This window comes from Ureibacillus sp. FSL K6-0786 (genome assembly GCF_037965165.1).
GTDB classification, from domain to species: Bacteria; Bacillota; Bacilli; order Bacillales_A; family Planococcaceae; genus Ureibacillus; species Ureibacillus thermosphaericus.
Window position 1 is genome coordinate 1,696,319 of the sequence record NZ_CP150191.1, and the last position, 17,988, is coordinate 1,714,306.

The 17,988-nt window shown below is 33.8% G+C and carries 21 protein-coding genes and 1 riboswitch; of the genes, 15 read left to right on the top strand and 6 right to left on the bottom strand.

Annotated elements, in window-relative coordinates; translation table 11 throughout:
• Positions 1–50: 50 nt before the first annotated feature.
• A riboswitch (TPP riboswitch) is annotated at positions 51–164 on the bottom strand.
• A gap of 167 nt (positions 165–331) precedes the next feature.
• The 4 genes from NSQ18_RS08305 (at position 332) to NSQ18_RS08320 (ending at position 3,795) form a co-directional block, all read left to right on the top strand.
• Complete coding sequence (locus tag NSQ18_RS08305) at positions 332–784, top strand: MarR family transcriptional regulator (RefSeq protein ID WP_339287674.1); 453 nt, start codon at positions 332–334, stop codon at positions 782–784.
• 20 nt (positions 785–804) lie between these two features.
• Positions 805–1,326: a GNAT family N-acetyltransferase gene (locus NSQ18_RS08310; protein WP_016839017.1), complete on the top strand. Its 522-nt coding sequence runs from the start codon at positions 805–807 to the stop codon at positions 1,324–1,326.
• A 5-nt stretch (positions 1,327–1,331) separates the two neighbouring features.
• On the top strand, positions 1,332–1,976 hold the full coding sequence (locus tag NSQ18_RS08315) for an FMN-binding negative transcriptional regulator (RefSeq protein ID WP_016839018.1): 645 nt from the start codon (positions 1,332–1,334) through the stop codon (positions 1,974–1,976).
• Between the two features lie 628 nt (positions 1,977–2,604).
• Positions 2,605–3,795, top strand: coding sequence for an MFS transporter (locus NSQ18_RS08320; protein WP_016839020.1), 1,191 nt, complete (start codon positions 2,605–2,607; stop codon positions 3,793–3,795).
• Positions 3,796–3,951: 156 nt separating this feature from the next.
• On the opposite strand, the gene NSQ18_RS08325 is transcribed toward NSQ18_RS08320, so the two are convergent.
• The 4 genes from NSQ18_RS08325 to NSQ18_RS08340 form a co-directional block, all read right to left on the bottom strand.
• Positions 3,952–4,302 (bottom strand): winged helix-turn-helix transcriptional regulator, encoded by a 351-nt coding sequence (locus tag NSQ18_RS08325; RefSeq protein WP_168412086.1) that lies wholly within the window; start codon positions 4,300–4,302, stop codon positions 3,952–3,954.
• A gap of 228 nt (positions 4,303–4,530) precedes the next feature.
• The gene (locus tag NSQ18_RS08330) at positions 4,531–5,022 is read right to left on the bottom strand and encodes a hypothetical protein (protein ID WP_096550141.1); all 492 of its coding nucleotides are present in this window, start codon (positions 5,020–5,022) and stop codon (positions 4,531–4,533) included.
• Between the two features lie 154 nt (positions 5,023–5,176).
• Positions 5,177–5,551, bottom strand: coding sequence for a metalloregulator ArsR/SmtB family transcription factor (locus NSQ18_RS08335; protein ID WP_016839025.1), 375 nt, complete (start codon positions 5,549–5,551; stop codon positions 5,177–5,179).
• Positions 5,552–5,971 carry an SRPBCC domain-containing protein gene (locus tag NSQ18_RS08340; protein ID WP_016839027.1) on the bottom strand — a complete coding sequence of 140 codons (420 nt, stop codon included), beginning with the start codon at positions 5,969–5,971 and terminating at the stop codon, positions 5,552–5,554.
• A gap of 228 nt (positions 5,972–6,199) precedes the next feature.
• Here NSQ18_RS08340 and NSQ18_RS08345 point away from each other — a divergent pair, with 228 nt between their 5' ends.
• Together NSQ18_RS08345 and NSQ18_RS08350 are read left to right on the top strand one after the other, a co-directional pair.
• Positions 6,200–6,445, top strand: coding sequence for a PepSY domain-containing protein (locus NSQ18_RS08345; RefSeq protein ID WP_016839029.1), 246 nt, complete (start codon positions 6,200–6,202; stop codon positions 6,443–6,445).
• Positions 6,446–6,691: 246 nt separating this feature from the next.
• Positions 6,692–7,561: an AraC family transcriptional regulator gene (locus NSQ18_RS08350; RefSeq protein ID WP_016839031.1), complete on the top strand. Its 870-nt coding sequence runs from the start codon at positions 6,692–6,694 to the stop codon at positions 7,559–7,561.
• A gap of 84 nt (positions 7,562–7,645) precedes the next feature.
• Here the strand turns inward: NSQ18_RS08350 and mscL are convergent, their stop codons facing one another.
• Positions 7,646–8,041 (bottom strand): large conductance mechanosensitive channel protein MscL, encoded by a 396-nt coding sequence (gene mscL / locus NSQ18_RS08355; protein WP_339287680.1) that lies wholly within the window; start codon positions 8,039–8,041, stop codon positions 7,646–7,648.
• A gap of 151 nt (positions 8,042–8,192) precedes the next feature.
• Between mscL and NSQ18_RS08360 the strand changes: the two genes are divergently transcribed.
• From NSQ18_RS08360 to NSQ18_RS08400, 9 genes are all read left to right on the top strand, one after another.
• A complete protein-coding gene (locus NSQ18_RS08360; protein ID WP_016839034.1) occupies positions 8,193–8,768 on the top strand; it encodes a hypothetical protein in 576 nt (191 codons plus the stop codon).
• A gap of 171 nt (positions 8,769–8,939) precedes the next feature.
• The gene (locus NSQ18_RS08365) at positions 8,940–10,592 is read left to right on the top strand and encodes an IS1182 family transposase (RefSeq protein WP_339287681.1); all 1,653 of its coding nucleotides are present in this window, start codon (positions 8,940–8,942) and stop codon (positions 10,590–10,592) included.
• A 264-nt stretch (positions 10,593–10,856) separates the two neighbouring features.
• Entirely contained in the window at positions 10,857–11,720 is an 864-nt protein-coding gene (locus NSQ18_RS08370) for a thermonuclease family protein (RefSeq protein ID WP_016839036.1), read from the top strand.
• A 175-nt stretch (positions 11,721–11,895) separates the two neighbouring features.
• Positions 11,896–12,456: a DUF4256 domain-containing protein gene (locus NSQ18_RS08375; RefSeq protein ID WP_016839038.1), complete on the top strand. Its 561-nt coding sequence runs from the start codon at positions 11,896–11,898 to the stop codon at positions 12,454–12,456.
• A gap of 267 nt (positions 12,457–12,723) precedes the next feature.
• Positions 12,724–13,557 carry a radical SAM protein gene (locus tag NSQ18_RS08380; protein WP_339287683.1) on the top strand — a complete coding sequence of 278 codons (834 nt, stop codon included), beginning with the start codon at positions 12,724–12,726 and terminating at the stop codon, positions 13,555–13,557.
• Between the two features lie 332 nt (positions 13,558–13,889).
• A complete protein-coding gene (locus tag NSQ18_RS08385; RefSeq protein ID WP_339287684.1) occupies positions 13,890–14,063 on the top strand; it encodes a hypothetical protein in 174 nt (57 codons plus the stop codon).
• 28 nt (positions 14,064–14,091) lie between these two features.
• A complete protein-coding gene (locus NSQ18_RS08390; RefSeq protein WP_339289630.1) occupies positions 14,092–15,204 on the top strand; it encodes a globin-coupled sensor protein in 1,113 nt (370 codons plus the stop codon).
• A gap of 205 nt (positions 15,205–15,409) precedes the next feature.
• Positions 15,410–16,288 (top strand): LysR family transcriptional regulator, encoded by an 879-nt coding sequence (locus NSQ18_RS08395; protein ID WP_339287686.1) that lies wholly within the window; start codon positions 15,410–15,412, stop codon positions 16,286–16,288.
• 140 nt (positions 16,289–16,428) lie between these two features.
• The gene (locus tag NSQ18_RS08400; RefSeq protein WP_016839045.1) at positions 16,429–17,397 is read left to right on the top strand and encodes a bile acid:sodium symporter family protein; all 969 of its coding nucleotides are present in this window, start codon (positions 16,429–16,431) and stop codon (positions 17,395–17,397) included.
• A 180-nt stretch (positions 17,398–17,577) separates the two neighbouring features.
• Here NSQ18_RS08400 and NSQ18_RS08405 read toward each other — a convergent pair whose 3' ends face one another.
• On the bottom strand, positions 17,578–17,961 hold the full coding sequence (locus tag NSQ18_RS08405) for a hypothetical protein (RefSeq protein WP_339287689.1): 384 nt from the start codon (positions 17,959–17,961) through the stop codon (positions 17,578–17,580).
• Between the last annotated feature and the right edge of the window lie 27 nt (positions 17,962–17,988).

Consider the following 17,988-nt stretch of genomic DNA (forward strand, 5'->3'; position numbering starts at 1 on the left):
GGTTTTCACCCTTTCCGCAAAATAAAATGCACTCTGCCTAAGCAAAGTGCATAATTCGACTTACTACACTCCCTGCGCTGGCATTACCCAAATCAGGTTCAAACGGTCAACGACGGATTAGTCGTACTCTCAGCCTGCTTCCGCAAGCCCCCGGTTAATATATTCAATTTCAATATAAAGTCTACTTATTCTTATGAAAGATTGCAAATTCTTTTGAATTATCACCCTAAAATTATGTAGATATTCAATTATTTTTTGTTGCAAATGCAACAAAGTTTGATTAAAATGAATTAAAAATATTGCATTTGCAATAAAAATGAAGGAGTTCATTATGAAAGAAGTTCTTCGTGAAATTGGGATGATAGCACGAGCACTAGATTCAATCAGTAATATCGAGTTTAAAGAATATGACTTAACAAAAGGTCAGTATTTGTACCTTGTACGAATATGTGAGAACCCAGGAATTATTCAAGAAAAGTTGGCTGAAATGATCAAAGTGGATCGGACAACTGCATCACGCGCAATAAAAAAACTAGAAATGAACGGATTTGTTGAAAAGCGAGAGGATCCACAAAATAAAAAAATTAAGAAACTCTATGCGACCGAGAAAGGCAATAATGTTTATCCGTTTTTAATAAGAGAACATGATCATTCTAACGCTGTAGCTTTACAAGGATTATCTGAAGTAGAAGTGGAAACATTATTCAATCTTTTAGAGCGGGTAAGAAAAAATGTTGAAAAAGATTGGGAATACGTTAAGAAGGGAAACAAACGAAATTATTGATATGAGGAGAGATGTTCACTATGACAATCAAAATAAAAACATGTACCCTTGAAGATTTGCACACATTACAAGAAGTGGGCATTGAAACGTTTTATTACACATTTAAAGATCAAAATTCACCTGAAAATATGAAAGTATATTTAGAAAAGGCATTTAATATAAAACAATTAGAGAAAGAGCTATCCAATATTCATTCACAATTTTTCTTTGTCTATTACCAAAATGAATTGGCGGGTTACTTAAAAGTCAATAGTGATGATGCTCAGACGGAAAAAATGGGCGATGAATTCCTTGAAATTGAAAGAATTTATATTCGAGAGAAATTTCAGAAGCATGGACTTGGTAAATCCTTGCTAAATAAAGCGATTGAAGTTGCAAAGGAATGGAATAAAAAGAAAATTTGGCTTGGGGTTTGGGAAAAGAACGAAAATGCAATTGGTTTTTATAAGAAAATGGGATTTGTTCAAAAAGGATCTCACTGTTTTCATATGGGCGATGAAGAACAGACTGACTTGATTATGATCAAAACATTGGAAGGTTGATTAACATGTACATACCGAAATATTTTAGGGTGACGGATATAGACGAAATTATTGATTTTATTCAGAAAAACTCCTTCGGCACGATTGTTTCGACATTTGAAAATAAACCAATTGCTACTCATTTACCGTTGGAGTTGCGAAAGCAAGGGGATGATTATTATATAACGGGACATTTAGCTATCAACAACCCTCAATGGAAAAGCTTTGAATCACAAAATGAAAACGTGCTTGTAATTTACCAAGGTCCACACGCATATATCTCATCATCTTGGTATAGCCATGAAAATGTACCAACTTGGAATTATCAAGCTGTCCATGTTTATGGAAAAGCTAGTATTATGAACGAAACTGAGTTAGAAGAAGATCTTATTTTATTATTAAAAAAATATGAAGGGCATCGTAACAATCCTGTATTATGGGAAAATCTTTCTGCTCAAACAAAAAAACAAATCAAAGGAATTGTTGGAATAAAAATTAAAATTCAAGAATTGCAAGCTGCCTATAAATTAAGTCAAAACCGAAATGAAGAGGATTATCTGAACATCATTGAAAAATTGGAATGCGAAGGCGATTTAAGCTCTAAACAAATGGCAAAAGTAATGAAAAGAAGAATAAAAAATAAAAAAGGCGAGTTAGGAAAATCTGAATAACAAGATGAGAATATTAGAATAGAAATTGAGGAGGAGCTGGGACAAAATCCTCCTAAATAGAAAAATAGCCCATGAAGTTTTGCACATTGCAAAATTTCATGGGTTTATATTTTTTTAGGTTTTAAAAAACTTTCAGGATATCCATTACATTCATCATGTACAAAAGTAAAAGAAGGATTCTCCTTTTTTATTATATTTAAGCCAGTTAAGTATCAACTTCTTTTCTATTAATTAAATGGAAGAATTTAATAACATTAACAGAATATTTGATACAAGCCAGAACGGAGAAAAGAGGGAAGTAAATATTAAATTTTATAGTCTTAACCTTGCTACATCTCCAATAGTATCTTCAAAGAAACTAAACCACATTAAAGTGCCTACTTATCACTTTCATACTTCATTGGCATAATGGATTTCGTTGAACAAAACAATTTAATGGAGGGATTTAAAACAAAACTTGCAACAAAAGATTATCGAATCGGGTCCTTGGGAACGACATGGTGAACTTGTTTTTGGCAGGAGCCCATTCGTTATGAATAAGAAGATATTCAACAAGTATGTGAAGATTATAGAAACGGTACTTTTTTGAATGAATCTAATTAAAGCATAAAGAAAGTTGGGATATTAGATGAAAAAAAGTGTCTTATTAATTATCGCTTTATTTATGGCTTCGCTAAATCTACGTCCAGCTATTAACTCAATCGCCCCTTTACTAGAGAGCATTAGAACAGATCTTGGAATGAGTGCAGCTGTCGCAAGTTTGTTGACTGCCATTCCAGTGCTTTGTATGGGTCTTTTTTCTCCAATCGCCGTGAAAGCTGGGGGAAAATGGGGAATTGAACGGGTAATCGGCTTATCGCTTTTAATTATTGGAGTTGGTACTGTTATTCGTTTGTTCACAGATTCTGTATCATTTCTAGTAACAACAGCTATAATTGCAGGTATCGGTATCGCTTTGATAGGTCCACTGTTGTCTGGTTTCATTAAAGAGCATTTTCCTAATCAAGTACCTTTTATGGTTTCAGTATATACCGTAGCTCTGACTTTGGGGGCAGCAATTAGTTCTGCACTCTCTACATCGCTAGAGAATAGCTTTAACTCCTGGCAAACTTCCCTTGCATTTTGGGCAATTATAGCATTTGTAGCTGCAGTTATCTGGTGGTTATTTGTAAATCAACAAGTCAAAAAATCAGCTCACACTGCTACTTCTGGAACAAAAGTTCAATTGCCGTGGGGGAACGGTAAAGCATGGATTCTTACATTGTCCTTTGGTCTGATGGGTATGCTATTTTACTCAATTACGGCATGGCTACCTCAAATCATCCAAGGAATGGGGTACACGAAAGATTACGCCGCAATCGCATTAACAATTTTCGTAGTCGTGCAAATACCAGTTAGCCTAGTGCTTCCAATTTTGTTAAGAAGGTTTCACTCCCGTCGTTTCTGGTTGATTGTAGAATCCATTATAGAACTTGTTGGATTTATTTTACTCGTGCTAAATATTGAACCGTTGCTAGCTTCTGCATTGATAGGTATTGGAGCAGGCGGATTGTTTCCTTTAAATCTTCTTTTGCCAATTGATGCTACAGATAACGCTCATGAAGCAGCCTCTTGGTCGGCCATGATACAATCTGCTGGTTATGTAATTGGTGCATTAGGTCCTATTATTCTCGGTTGGATTTATGACGCAACGAACAGCTTTACTTCTGCAGTAGTTGGAATGATAGTGATTGTTCTAATAATGATGATTTTTCAATTTGCAGCAACCGCAAAAAGAAGTGTTAACACATTACACATTCAAGGGGAAAGCACAAGATAGTGGTGAGAAGCAGACCGTCGTTTAAGCAAGTCATTTTATTGCAGGTTGAAATGAAGGTTAAAATAATTGGATATTGAACCAGAATGTGAATGATTCTTTCTTTTATTTTTTGAAAACACCCAGCTATCTAGTGAAGAAACTGGGTGTTTTCAGTATTTATTTACTCATCGATTCATTCATTTTTTGTTTTTTATGCTGGATATGGTTTGTTCCCCATTCGTGCATTGCGTGTAAGATTGGTTCTAAGCTCCGGCCGTACTCGGTAATCGAATATTCCACTTTAGGAGGAACCTGTGGATAGACAACACGCTGAATAATATCCTCGTTTTCTAACTCACGTAATTGATTGGTCAGCATTTTTTGTGTAATTCCAGGTATACTTCGTTTTAAATCACTAAATCTTTGAGTACCATTCTTCAATAAATGCAATAAGATAATGGGTTTCCATTTTCCGACTAATATGCCTAAAGCATCTTCAACACGACAAAGATCTGGTTCTATATTCATTCTAATTACCCCTTTAGTATCTTTTTGTCAATTATGATGCTTTTTAGTTTGTACTTCTTTTTTTTTACTTTACTGACTATATTAGCATTGTGAACAGAAATTTGAAAGAGGGGTTCTAGAGGAGTGCTTAAATACGATAGAACGCATAATTGGTGAAATAAGTAATATCCCCAATTGTAAGAAGATCTTCTAACGATTGGGGATTGTCATCATGGAGAAATAGTAAGTTTAACATAAAACGATGATTCGATATGGAGTAGTTTGTGCAGGGATGCTACGAGTTGTTGGACCATAGATCACGACTAAATCGCGGTTTCCAGGATATTTTGAAAAGAACTGACCATTTGTTAACAATATGGGAGTAGAAGGGGTTAAATGTAATTGTAATTGGCCATCACTGCTTAATAGTTGATGATTAAAATAACTTACTTTAACGTTTCGATTCGGATACTCTTTTACCATTACAATCGTTTGATATCGAGGTGGGTAAATGAGGATGGCGGGTAAGTCTCCATCATAATAACCAGTCACCTTATCCCCAATTTTGACTGTTTCTTGATCAATGAAGTAAGTTGAAGGGGAAACAATAAAATGAACAATTAAACCATCGTCATTTTCAACGGTAAACAATTTATTGCAGCCCTCAATTTCATCACGTTGACCTGTAAAAAAATCGCTAATGGCAGTAACAGTTCCACTGAATGAATAAAAATTTGTCATAGAAACCTCCAATAAAATTATGGGGGAATACCAGTTATAATTGATTACACATTGCCTTTGGATAATGTAAATTGAGAAAAGCTTTTTGGATTTAAATCATTATATGTTGGAAAGATGTAAAAAGACTTTGGATAAAACTTACAAAGACCCGAATTTATGTTTTCGGGTCTTTTTGTGTTTCAGATTTTATTAATTTGATTTCCGAATCTTCCGAGTTTTCCACAACATGTTTTAATGTTGTAAGTTTGTTTTCCCAAAACTTTTCATAAAAAGCAAGCCATTGTTTTAATTCTTTCAACGGCTCCGGATGAAGCCAATATATTTTTTCTCTACCTACTTTTCTCCCACTAACCAGTTCTGCTTCTGTAAGAATCCGTAAATGTTTGGAAATGGCTGTGCGACTAATGGGAAAGTGGGATGTAATCTCTGAAATTGCTAATTCCTTTTCAGCAAGTAGCTTCAAGATTTCTCTACGGGTTGGGTCAGCAATTGCATGGAATACGTCGTGTTTTTGTTGAGAAGCGCTCACTTAGTTCTCCAAAGTTTTGCGAAGCGTTTCAAGAATTGTAATCCAGCCACCATTCATTCTCTCGCGAACTACAGAAGCTTTTTCATTCGCTTTTTTAATTAGTTCGTCAGACTCTTTCCAACCACCATGAATAAGTGTGAATTCAGTTTTTTCACCTAACTCTTTTAAATTAAAGGTAACAAACCAACCCTCTGTATCCCATGTAAAAGAAAGACGATGTGGTGGCTCAATTTCGGTTACTTTACAAGGAGAAGGACCAAAAGGAGATTGCAAATGGAATTCATGACCAACTTCTGCTATAAAATCATTTGGCATGAACCATGCTGCAATGCCTTCTGCAGTCGATACTTGTTCCCACACTTTTTGGATAGGTGCGTTAATAATGACTGTTTGTTGAATATTTGGCAATGTTTTTTCCATTAAAAATCCCACTTTCTTTCAGTTAATATAAAACCATTTGGTTTCGTTTTTTTGCATTATATAAAACCTTTTGGTTACATGTCAAATGCATCTTTTAAATGTTTAAGATGATTTTGCTAAAAGAATAGTCCAGGAACCCGACTATTTATGCATGCATATACATAAACCAGTTAGATTTAACGGGTCAAACCGTTAAACAAGCAATAAACATAAAGGGAGGACTACTTTTTGAATCAGTACTCTTCATATGGTCAAGGATCTAGGTTTAATCAAAGGGTAACAATGCAACAAGCTCAACAAATCGCCCTTCAAGCCGTACCCGGAAGAGTAATGCATATCGATATGGACTTAGAAAATGGTGTTTTAGTTTATGAAGTTTTTATTATGACAGAACAGGGACAAATTTTTGAAGTGGAGATTCTCGCAAGAAATGGGCGAATCATCAAAATCGATCAAGAAAATGATTATGATTAATGATTTTTCATCATTTACGAAATAGGCTACTACGGCTTATTTCGTTTTTTATTTTCAAGCTGTATTGAATAGTATGGATGGTTTATTGTATAGGTTATAATCTGAAAAAGTGTTTTTCGGAATAATAAAAGACTATTCGTGATTCGAATCCAGTTCATTTCATCATTATCCGATAAAAGTCATTCTAAGAATATCGGGTACGAAAATGAGTCAGATACTAAACTAAAAACTGAAGGAGGGAGGAAAATGCTAAAAAGTCTTAATGAAGCGTTAGAATATATTGAAGCTCACTTGAATGACGAAATAGATGAAAGGGAGATAGAGAAAATTACAGGGACTTCGATTTATCATTTTAGACGTATTTTTTCATTTCTTTCAGGAATGACTCTAGGTGAATATATTCGAAATAGAAAATTATCTAACGCTACCTTTGATTTGCAAAATGAGGGAATGAGTGTCACGGAAGCCGCATTTAAATATGGATATGAATCGGTAGACGGATTTTCTCGTGCTTTTAAAGAATGGGCAGGTATTAGTCCGTCTGAAGTAAAAAAATCAACGAAGCTAAAAGCATTTCCAAAGCTCTCCTTCCAATTAACCATAAAGGGAGGAATCGATATGGATTATAGAATCGAGAAAAAGGAATCCTTTAAAATTGTAGGAAAGAAAAAAAGAGTTCCCATTCAATTTAAAGGAATTAATCAAGAAATAGTAGAATTAGCAAAGAGCATTACCCCAGAACAAAGGGAAAAATTAAGAAGCTATGCCAATATGGAACCATTCCAAGTCGTAAACGCATCTTATAATTTAGATGATGGATGTATGGAGGAAAAAGGAAGCCTTGATCATATGATTGGCTACTTAACTACAAAAAACTTAGATTTTGAAGAATTTGATGTCGTTGAAGTTCCTGCACTTACTTGGGCGATTTTTTCATCAAAAGGGCCATTTCCAAACGTCATGCAAGAGACTTGGGCGAAAGTTGCTTCAGAATGGCTACCTTCATCGGATTATGAATTAGTAGAAGCTCCCAACATTTCCTTTACAGGCGATTTAAGTGATATGAACAATGTGTATAGTGAGATTTGGTTTGCTGTAAAGAAAAAGGGAAGTTAAATTAATAGGATGAGTAAAAGAAATAGGCGTAACATATTTAAGAAAATATGTTATGCCTATTTTTTTACCCAATCACTACAAACTTTAATTATTTGTATTTTGGGCTTTTAATAAGTCGCGAATTTCCTTTAATAACTCTTCCTTCGTATCTAACTCAGGTGCGCTTTCTTCCACAGCTTCTTCTTTTTTCTTTTTTGCTATCTTATTTATGATTCGAATAAACATAAATATGGCAAAAGAAATGATTAAGAAGTCAATAACACTTTGAAGGAATATTCCAAAGGAAACAGTTGCATCTCCCACTTGCCATATAAATGACTTCGTAAAATCTATTCCTCCTGTAAGAATGCCGACAAGCGGCATGATAATGTTGTCCACTAGAGAAGAAACAATTTGTCCAAATGCAGCCCCAATCACGACCGCCATGGCAAGATCAATTACATTTCCTTTCATAGCGAATTCTTTAAATTCTTTCCACATAAAATAGCCTCCAATATTAATGCATTTCGTTAACCTATTCCCTTAAATATTATTTCATAAACCACTTAAGTTCTCAGGAATTAACAGATTGTGTATAATAAATATAGAAATATTTTCCATAGAACACTTAAATACCTGAGGGGTGGGAGAAATGAATGGAAATGAAATCAAAAATTTAAGAATGAAGCAATTAGCCGTTACAAATGTCATTTTGTTATCATGCCTTATACTTTTTTATTTAATGATATTTTTTTCAATGAACATTGCCCATATTCTTCTTGTACTAGGGATACTATGTTTCATTCATGCGGGTGTTCGGATGAAAAAAGGCGGGTCTACAAAGTCAATCATTCCAATTTATGAAAAAGTAGCGATCTATGAAAAAGAAAAACTAGGTGATGAATGGTATAAGCAGAGCAAATTAAAAAACATTGTTTATTTGATAATAGGTTGTATCGCATTCCTACAATCTTATATGAATTGGAATTCTACAGTGAATTTTCTCAAGCCAGATATGATTGGAATGTTTGTTGGAATCACAATTTTACTATTGATAACAGCAAATGTTTCGCTGCTTATCCACAATCGAAAAATTGATTATTCTTCAGTAAAGGAATTGAAGGGCTACACTTGGAAATCTGTACTTGTAGCAATTGTTTTAGGCATTGTACTTGCAATCGTATTCTTTACATTTATCTTTTCCTATGTAATTTCAAATATTATTTAAGAAGTTAAATTTTAATAGAGGCTGGGACAAAACCCCCTCTAAAATGGAAACAGCCCATGAAATTTTGGAATGAAATTTCATGGGCTGTTTTTCATTTTTTCAATAAAAAATAAGGACCTCTTCTGTTAAAATTAAGTTAGCACACAAAACCTAACAGAAAGAAGGGACCTTATGTTCAAATATTATAACATGAATCAATTAGTTTTGCCTCTAGATTTAGAAATAAAATTACAAGAAAATGATATTGCCTTCCACATTCACCATTTAGTTGAAAGTATTCCAGATGAAGCCTTCCAGCCGTTTCTTCGAAATACAGGTTGTCCTGCTTATCATCCACGCATGATGCTAAAAATTATTTTGTGTGCCTATTCGCAGTCTGTCTTTTCAGGTCGAAAAATTGAAGCGCTATTAAAGGACAGTATACGAATGATGTGGTTGGCACAAGGATATGAACCAAGTTATCGGACGATCAATCGTTTTCGTGTGCATCCGGAAGTAAAAGAATTAATTCGTCAATGTTTTGTCCAATTCCGTTGCCAACTGGTGGAAGAAAAGTTAATCGATCAAGAAGCCATTTTTATCGATGGTACGAAGATTGAAGCGAATGCCAATAAATTTACTTTCGTATGGAAGAAATCCATTGAAAAATACAACCAAAACTTAATTGAAAAGTCCAATCAGTTATACAACGAACTATTAGAAAAAGAAATCATCCCTGAAATGGAGCGGGAAAATGAGGGAGAACTGTCCGTTGAAGAACTCGCTCAAATGGTGCAACAAGTCGATGAAGTCATTAAGGAATATGACCAAAAGATAGAAACATCGCCCGATGCCACAGAACGAAAAGCATTAAGAAGCGAACGAAAATATCCAAAACAAGCGTACAAACAATTAATAGACTTCATTCTACGAAAACAAAAATACCAAAAAGACTTGGACATCTTGGGGGAACGGAACAGTTATTCCAAAACAGATCAAGATGCAACGTTCATGCGAATGAAAGACGACTATATGAAAAACGGTCAATTGAAAGCTGGATACAATGTACAAATCGCAACAGAAGGTCAATACGCACTAGCTTATAGCATCTTTCCAAATCCTACTGATACACGTACATTAATTCCGTTCTTGAATAAGATAGAAAAGGATTATTTTCCGTTGCCAAAGTATATTGTCGCAGATGCTGGTTATGGTAGTGAACAAAACTATGAAGACATCCTTTCGAATCGAAAATGTGAGGCACTCATTCCATATACCATGTATGAGAAAGAACAAAAGAAGAAATATAAACAAAATCCATTTCATCCAGACAATTGGATGTACGACGAAGAAAGTGATACCTACATTTGTCCAAATCAGCAGCGAGTAACCTTCCGTTATCGTTCTGTACGTACAGATAAGACCGGTTTCAAACGAGAATTGAAAATCTATGAATGTGAAAACTGTTCAGGATGTCCATTTCGTTCATCATGTACAAAAGCAAAGGAAGGCAATCACCGAAAGGTCATGGTGAATGAAAAATGGGAACAACAAAAAGAATATGTAAGAGCGAAGCTTTCAGAAGAAAAAGCTGGTTCTATTTTCCGTCAACGTAAAATAGACGTAGAACCAGTTTTTGGATTCTTGAAGGCTAATTTGCGTTTCACTCGATTTTCCGTTCGAGGAAAATCGAAAGTGGAAAATGAAATAGGCATTGCCTTAATGGCCGTGAATTTACGAAAATACACGGCCAACAAAGATCAACTAACCAAAAATAATGGGGATAAATGGAAAAAGGAGAATTTGAGTTGGCTCAAATTCTCCTTTTTCCTATCTAGAAGCTAGTTTTGTCCCAGCCTCTTATTATTTATAATATAGTCTGTTGTAGTGAGTTATGAAAGTCAATTATACTCTCTAATTTATTGATTCTTTGTAAATGCATTTTACAAAAATTTATTAATTTAATATGTTGGAATCGATAAATTCAATAATTATATTGCAAAGAAAAAACTTTATTTGTAATTGTTACAATAACAGTTAAATATTTTATATACTAATGAAGTATTGTAGAAAAATGTATATGCCAATGCAACAAAGGAGAGAGCAACATTGAAAAAAAGAATGTTCCTACTATATGTTTTACTTTCCATCGTGATGTTATTTGGTTGTGCCAGTGAAGGTGCAGATTATTTAGATGAAAAAGAACTAGAGGATAATCTAATTGAGGATCGAGCGGATAAATCGACAGATGTTAACCCTAATGAAGAACAACAAATTCCGGTAAACTCTGAGCTGCCAGCGGATATTAAAACATTCGATGCGGAAGTCGTATCAGTTGTGGACGGAGATACTATTAAAGTAAAGATTAATGGAAAAGTAGAATCCGTAAGATTTTTACTTGTAGATACACCGGAAACAAACCATCCACGGCTCGGTGAACAACCCTTTGGCCAAGAGGCAAAAGCCTTTACGAAAAAGATGTTAGAAGGCAAAACTGTTCAACTTGAAAAAGATGTGAGTGAAAGGGATAAATACGGTCGCCTTTTATATTACGTTTATGTTGATGGGAAAAGTGTTCAAGAAGAATTGTTAAGAAATGGACTAGCAAGGGTTGCTTACGTCTATGTACCGAATACAAAATATGTAGACCGATACTATGAAATTCAAAAAGAGGCTCAAAAGAAAGGGATTGGTATTTGGAGCATTGAAAACTATGCACAAGAAGATGGATTTCATAAAGAAGTAATAGAAGAACATGTGGGGAATAATGAAAAAACAAATAATCAACCAAATTTAAACACCTCAGGAGATTGTAATATCAAAGGAAATATTTCATCAAATGGTGAAAAAATTTACCATATGCCGGGTCAACAATTTTATGATGTGACCAAAATCGATCTTTCAAAAGGTGAGCGATACTTCTGCAGTCGAGAAGAAGCTGAACAAGCAGGATTCAGACCAAGTCAAAGATAAACGTCAGAATAATTTTTGCTTCTACTATTTTGTAGAGGCATTTTTTTATCTCAATTGCTTTTTTAAATGATATCAGACTATATCCTTTTAAAAGGGGTAAAATAGAAAAGTAAAACGAAGATGATGCTTGTTGAGACCTTTGAATTGCAAAGAGGAAATATAGAGGAGGTTCTAAATGGAAAAACGCGAATTAACCGAGGAGCAAAAAGAAGAATTGTTTAACGTATTGAAAGAACGGTTTGAAAAAAATATGCATCGCCATGAAGGGCTTGACTGGAATCAAATTCAACAAAAGCTTGAAGCAAATCCTATGAAGCTATGGTCGTTACATGAAATGGAAAAAACGGAGGGCGAACCAGATGTCATCGGGTTTGATGAGAAGACAGGAGAATATCTTTTTTGTGATTGTTCGAAAGAAAGTCCTAAAGGACGCAGAAGCTTGTGCTACGATCGAGAGGCATTAGAAGCTAGGAAAAAGCATAAACCAGAAAATAGCGCCATGGATATGGCAAAAGAAATGGGAATTGAAATACTAACGGAAGAACAATATCGAGAACTGCAAAAGTTAGAGCCGTTTGATACAAAAACTTCCAGTTGGATAAAGACGCCGGCAGATATCCGAGAACGGGGTGGAGCTTTATTTTGTGATTATCGCTATGGCCACGTTTTTGTTTACCACAACGGAGCAGATTCTTATTACAGCTCAAGAGGATTTCGTGGATTATTAAAGGTATAATCAATTCGCAGTATTCAATCGAAAGAGATTAGGATAATCCTAAGTTCTTTCGATTTTTTCATCGTTATAACATTTTATTTAACGATGTATGTTGGAAATTATTTTCCTATATCAATTGTCATTTGTAAAGCTTTAGACTGTCTAAGAATATGGGCCAGAAGAAGAATGGCTACACTGAATGTGCCCTCCTTCATTGATTTTTTGAGCAATTCGCAGAATAACAGTAACATTACGTCGTTTGAAAGTTTACGGAAGGAGTAGACGATAATGGCTATCCAATTAAAAGAAATAAACTCAAAAAAGATTTTAACTGAAGCGACGGGATATTTAGATATCGGTTTTACTCATTCTTTAAATCCCTATAGTGGTTGTGCTTTCGCTTGCCGGTATTGTTATGTTCGAGAATTGCCAATCCAAAGGTTTAAAGGGATTCCATGGGGACAATGGATTGATATAAAAAAGAATGCAAGGGAAAATTATCGAAAAGAGATGAAAAGCCTTCGTCGAAAACAACAACCAGTAAATATTTATATGTCCTCTGCAACAGATCCTTATCAACCCATAGAAAGGAAAGTTCAAATTACAAGGGGAGTATTGGAAGAGATGTTGGAATACCCACCTGATGTATTGGTCATTCAAACGAGAGGTACTTTAATAGAAAGAGATAAAGATTTACTTGTTGAACTGAAAGAAAAATGTAAGCTGATTGTTTCACTGACAATTGAAACTGATCGAGAGGATGTGAAACAAATTTTTGCTCCTTATGCCCCAAGTATTAACAAGAGATTAGAGGTTCTAAAAAAATTGCATGATGCTAATATTACAACACAAGCTGCCGTCTCCCCTGTATTACCATTTACTCATGAATTCCCAAAAAGGTTAAAAGATAAAGTGGATTATATTTGGATTGATACATTAACAATTGGCGACGGTGCGGACGGGAAACGTTCGTTGCGATTAAAAATGCCAGATCTTTTTGTAGAAAATCATTTTTCAGAATGGTACAAACAAGATTTACATATAAAAGTGGCGGAATATTTTAAGCGATATTTTCCAAACGAAATGATTCGGGTTTCTAAACAAGAAGCTTTTTTAAAATAAATATTCGTTTTAGAAAGTACATGAGAAATAATAGTCGGAATGTTCTGTTGGATAGATAAATTGTCACAAACATTTCATTACTATTATTCCTAAAATTAACAAAAACTATTGTGAATGTTTTAAAATAATAGTTAATATTGTCTATATTTTTGTTTTTGATAAATTTTTCTATGGATATTTCGATTATAAAGACATGATTTATAAAAAAATGATAGTATGATAATAAGAAAAAAGTAATTTATATTCAAGTTATCTTCCTGTTTGTTATAAGGGGAATGGGGAATATATAATGGTGCGTTGTAGTGTCAATTGGTTAAAAAGGAGGGGTAGAGTTGGCCATTTTTAGAAGAATCAGTAAAAATCCTAATTACGAAGAGCCTAAATGGATTGGAGTGAACAGCCAACAGGAAAATTTACTGGAAATTAGTAGAGATTCAGACGTTTATGCACAATTAAAATTGATTCATTTAACAGAAGAAGGTTTTAAACTTATTAACTTGTATTAAACCATACATTGAAAAATCAATTGAAGAAATAGTAGACACTTTCTATGATGCATTAAGCTCCATTCCACAACTAAAGAGTATTATTAATCAACATAGTACAGTGGAACGATTGAAAAAGACCCTTAGTGTACATATATTAGAAATGTTTTCTGGAAAAATAAATGAAGAATTTATTCAGAAAAGAATGCGCATTGCCCAAGTACATTTAAAAATTGGCTTATTGCCGAAATGGTATATCGGGGCTTTTCAAAATATCTTAAATTCAATTATTAACATTATCAATCGAAGTAATTGGTCAAAAGAAAGTATCGAAAAAGCAACAGTTCTAAGTATAAAACTTATAAATTTTGAAACACAAATAGTTTTAGAAGAGTATGAAAAAGAGAAAAAACAATATATCGAATTACAGCATAATCAAGTGAAAGATGAATTAAAAAATAATCTTTCCCTCATTATGAAAAATTTAGCGCAATTGTCAGAGGAGACAACAAATTCCATCAAAGAAATTATCGATTATTCATTAGAAATTAAAAACGATACTAAAAGTTATATTGGTCAAGTAAAAGAAATGGAGAAGAATACTAGCGGTGGAAATATTTTAATGGAACATTTGGAGGAAAAAATCGTATCCATTTCAGAGAGAACAAAAGAAATGGAAGATCTTGTTTTAGAACAACAAAAATCTTCTGAAAAAATCAATAACATTATATCCATCGTTACCCAAATTGCTGACCAAACAAATCTTTTAGCGTTAAATGCAGCAATTGAGGCTGCAAGAGCTGGAGAACACGGAAAAGGTTTTGCGGTTGTAGCAGAAGAAGTACGAAAATTAGCGAACCAGTCTAAAGAATCAGTAAAACAAATTACTGAGATTATAGAAAATACATCTAAAATTACGGAAAATACAGTTTCTACAACTCGGACTATTCGAGAAACGGTAACAACCGGGTTAGAAAGTGGAATAAAAGTGAAAAAGACATTTAATCAAATTGAAAATGCACTGCAAGAAAATAAAAAGCAGATTGAAACGGTTGGTAATGACTTAGAAACTCTCGTTGAAACCATAGATAATATCAATCAATATACTTTAAAGGTTGCTAATCAAGCAAGAGAATTATATGAAAAAACTGTTAATCTATAGAGAGCATCGGGCGGGATAAGTAAATTTAATATACTGTTTGTAAAATGATCATCAATTCGATGATCATTTTTTATTTGCAATATGAATAATTTGCCTTTCAAAAAATCGCCTTTAATTAACATCAAAAATATTGCGTGAAAAGGAAGATTATTATCATTATTTTTGATAGTATAATAGTTAATAGGAATTTCTAGGAGGTTTAAAAGTGGAATTAAAGGATTTGGAGATTTTCCAGTTAGTGGCGGAGAAAGGGACAGTTACCGAAGTAGCAAAGGAATTAAATTATGTTCAATCGAACATTACATCTCGTATACAAAAACTTGAGGCGGACCTGAATACCCCCTTATTTCATCGTCATCGTCGAGGGATGACCTTAACACCGGAAGGAAAAAAACTATTATCTTACAGTGAAAAAATATTAAGGTTAACAGCTGAAATGAAAAAGGCTGTCCAAAATCATGACGAACCTTCTGGAAAGTTAGAGATTGGTACAGTCGAAACAGTTTATCATTTACCCGTAATACTTTCTTATTATATAAAGAAATATAAAAATGTGGAGTTATCTCTTTTTACAGGGGTAACGGACAGTTTAGAAGAAGAAGTATTAAATCATAAATTGGATGGGGCATTTGTCACGAAGTCGGATTTTCATCCTGAATTGGAGACGTATGATGTATTTGATGAAGAGTTAGTATTAATTTCAGATAATCGGAAACTGATGATGGAAGAATTAAAAGATGAACCAATCTTATGTTTTAGCAATGGTTGTGGATATCGTGCACGTCTAGAACAGTGGTACAAGGATCAGAACATCACACCACAAAAAATCATGGAATTTGGAACCCTGGAAACGATTTTACGAAGTGTAGCTATGGGGCTTGGTGTTTCATTCGTACCGAAATCCGCCGTTGCTCATTTAGAACAAAGCGGAGAAATTCGCTGTTATAATTTACCTGAAAAATATAGTAAAGTAAAAACAGTTTTTATAAGAAGGGCTGATTCGTATTTAACATCAAGTATGGAAAAATTTATAGAAACAATTGAAGAAAATAAGCGATTTATGCATGGGCATTTCAATCAATAGTAGTACAAATCATGATTTGTACTGCTTTTTTATTTTCAGCATAAGAAGTTCAGGCGGTATGAATTTATTTGAAACAGGAATTTCCCTTATTTAAAATTTGATAAAATATAAAGACATCTAATGAAAGAAGGCTTTGCTAAATGTTACACCGTTTTAACGCATACTTGCAAAAGTTAATGCCTATTTTGACGCCATTAAGTCTAATTATAGGGGTGATATTTGAAAAAGTCGGTGGGCATTTGCTTTTCCTAGTTCCTTGGATATTTGCTTTTATGACTTTTGCTGGGAGTCTTAGCATCAACTTTGAAGGATTAAAAAGTTTAAAAAAATATCCAAAGTTCATTTTCATTACGATTTTGTTTTTACATGTATTGATGCCGTTTTGGGCTTACGTATTGTCAGCGCTAATAATGAATGATCATTTATTAACGGTTGGTTTTATTTTGTCAGTAGCAGTTCCAACAGGTGTGACAAGTTTTATTTGGATTAGCATTTGTAAAGGAAATATTCCACTTGGCTTATCCATTATATTAATTGATACAATACTTTCTCCCCTCATCATACCGCTCATAGCTAAATTGGCTGCGGGACAAATAGTAGCGATTGACACCACGTCTATCATGATCGATTTACTTTGGATGATTGCATTTCCATCCATGCTTGGCATGTTGATGAATGAGTTGGGGAAAAGTGAATTTGTCAAAAAATTATCCCGAACTTTCGCTCCTTTTCAGAAAGTCAGTATATTCCTCATCGTGTTTATCAATAGTAGTGTCATTGCACCCTATTTAAAAAATATCTCATGGGATATAGTTGGAATTATTCTATTAGTTTTAGTTGTATCTTTATCCGGCTATACCTTTTGTCTGATTATTGGACATTTTTTATGGAGAAGAATCGATTTGATTACAACTTTTGTTTTTACAGGAGGAATGCGCAACATAGCGGTTGGTGTTGTTGTGGCCAGTACATATTTTCCATCAAGAGTAGTGCTTCCCGTTGTATTTGGTATGCTGTTCCAACAAGTATTGGCATCACAATTTAGTAAAGGGTTGGAGAAATATCGAGAGAAGTTTAATCTGAATGTTGGAAATGAAGTGAAAAGTTAAGCAAACAAATGGTTAATTGGGAGACTGTTCAAAGTGATACATGCTTTGAGCAGTCTTTTTATTCATGCAAAAAATTAATAAAGGTAACAGTAGATGGTATAAAAACAAATAAATGAACCACATTAATGGTAAATGCTATTAGTGGGAGTATATGTATGAGACGATTTTATCGAAAAGTGCCTAGAAAAAATTCAACAAACAAGCATCAAAATAGCATAAATACTCAACATAAACAAAATGACATAAATGGTATTCAACAAGAAATAAATGTGCAACAGTGTCAATGTAACCCTCAGTTTCAGCAAAATCAAAAGGCTCAATATATACAAGGAACACGAAACAATTTAAATAATGAGAATGTTGGATCGCAACATAGTCAAGATTATCAACATACTCAAAGCAGTATTCAATCAAATCAAAATATACAGTTTCAACAAAGTATTCAGTGCCAATGCCATCTAAAAAATCATCAGTTACAAAACCAAACTCAAACACAAAACCATAACCAGTCTCAAGACAATGTTCAATCGCAGAACCAAAAAACATCACAAAACCAAAGTCCATCTCTTAAACAAAACGGCAATGCGAATT

Coding starts and splice junctions, on each gene's coding strand:
- NSQ18_RS08330 (WP_096550141.1), bottom strand. CDS start 5,022: ATGACAAATTTTTATTCATTCAGTGGAACTGTTACTGCCATTAGCGAT.
- NSQ18_RS08340 (WP_016839027.1), bottom strand. CDS start 5,971: ATGGAAAAAACATTGCCAAATATTCAACAAACAGTCATTATTAACGCA.
- NSQ18_RS08400 (WP_016839045.1), top strand. CDS start 16,429: ATGTTACACCGTTTTAACGCATACTTGCAAAAGTTAATGCCTATTTTG.
- NSQ18_RS08310 (WP_016839017.1), top strand. CDS start 805: ATGACAATCAAAATAAAAACATGTACCCTTGAAGATTTGCACACATTA.
- NSQ18_RS08320 (WP_016839020.1), top strand. CDS start 2,605: ATGAAAAAAAGTGTCTTATTAATTATCGCTTTATTTATGGCTTCGCTA.
- NSQ18_RS08375 (WP_016839038.1), top strand. CDS start 11,896: ATGGAAAAACGCGAATTAACCGAGGAGCAAAAAGAAGAATTGTTTAAC.
- NSQ18_RS08360 (WP_016839034.1), top strand. CDS start 8,193: ATGAATGGAAATGAAATCAAAAATTTAAGAATGAAGCAATTAGCCGTT.
- NSQ18_RS08365 (WP_339287681.1), top strand. CDS start 8,940: ATGTTCAAATATTATAACATGAATCAATTAGTTTTGCCTCTAGATTTA.
- NSQ18_RS08305 (WP_339287674.1), top strand. CDS start 332: ATGAAAGAAGTTCTTCGTGAAATTGGGATGATAGCACGAGCACTAGAT.
- NSQ18_RS08325 (WP_168412086.1), bottom strand. CDS start 4,302: ATGAATATAGAACCAGATCTTTGTCGTGTTGAAGATGCTTTAGGCATA.
- mscL (WP_339287680.1), bottom strand. CDS start 8,041: ATGTGGAAAGAATTTAAAGAATTCGCTATGAAAGGAAATGTAATTGAT.
- NSQ18_RS08315 (WP_016839018.1), top strand. CDS start 1,332: ATGTACATACCGAAATATTTTAGGGTGACGGATATAGACGAAATTATT.
- NSQ18_RS08405 (WP_339287689.1), bottom strand. CDS start 17,961: ATGGACTTTGGTTTTGTGATGTTTTTTGGTTCTGCGATTGAACATTGT.
- NSQ18_RS08350 (WP_016839031.1), top strand. CDS start 6,692: ATGCTAAAAAGTCTTAATGAAGCGTTAGAATATATTGAAGCTCACTTG.
- NSQ18_RS08380 (WP_339287683.1), top strand. CDS start 12,724: ATGGCTATCCAATTAAAAGAAATAAACTCAAAAAAGATTTTAACTGAA.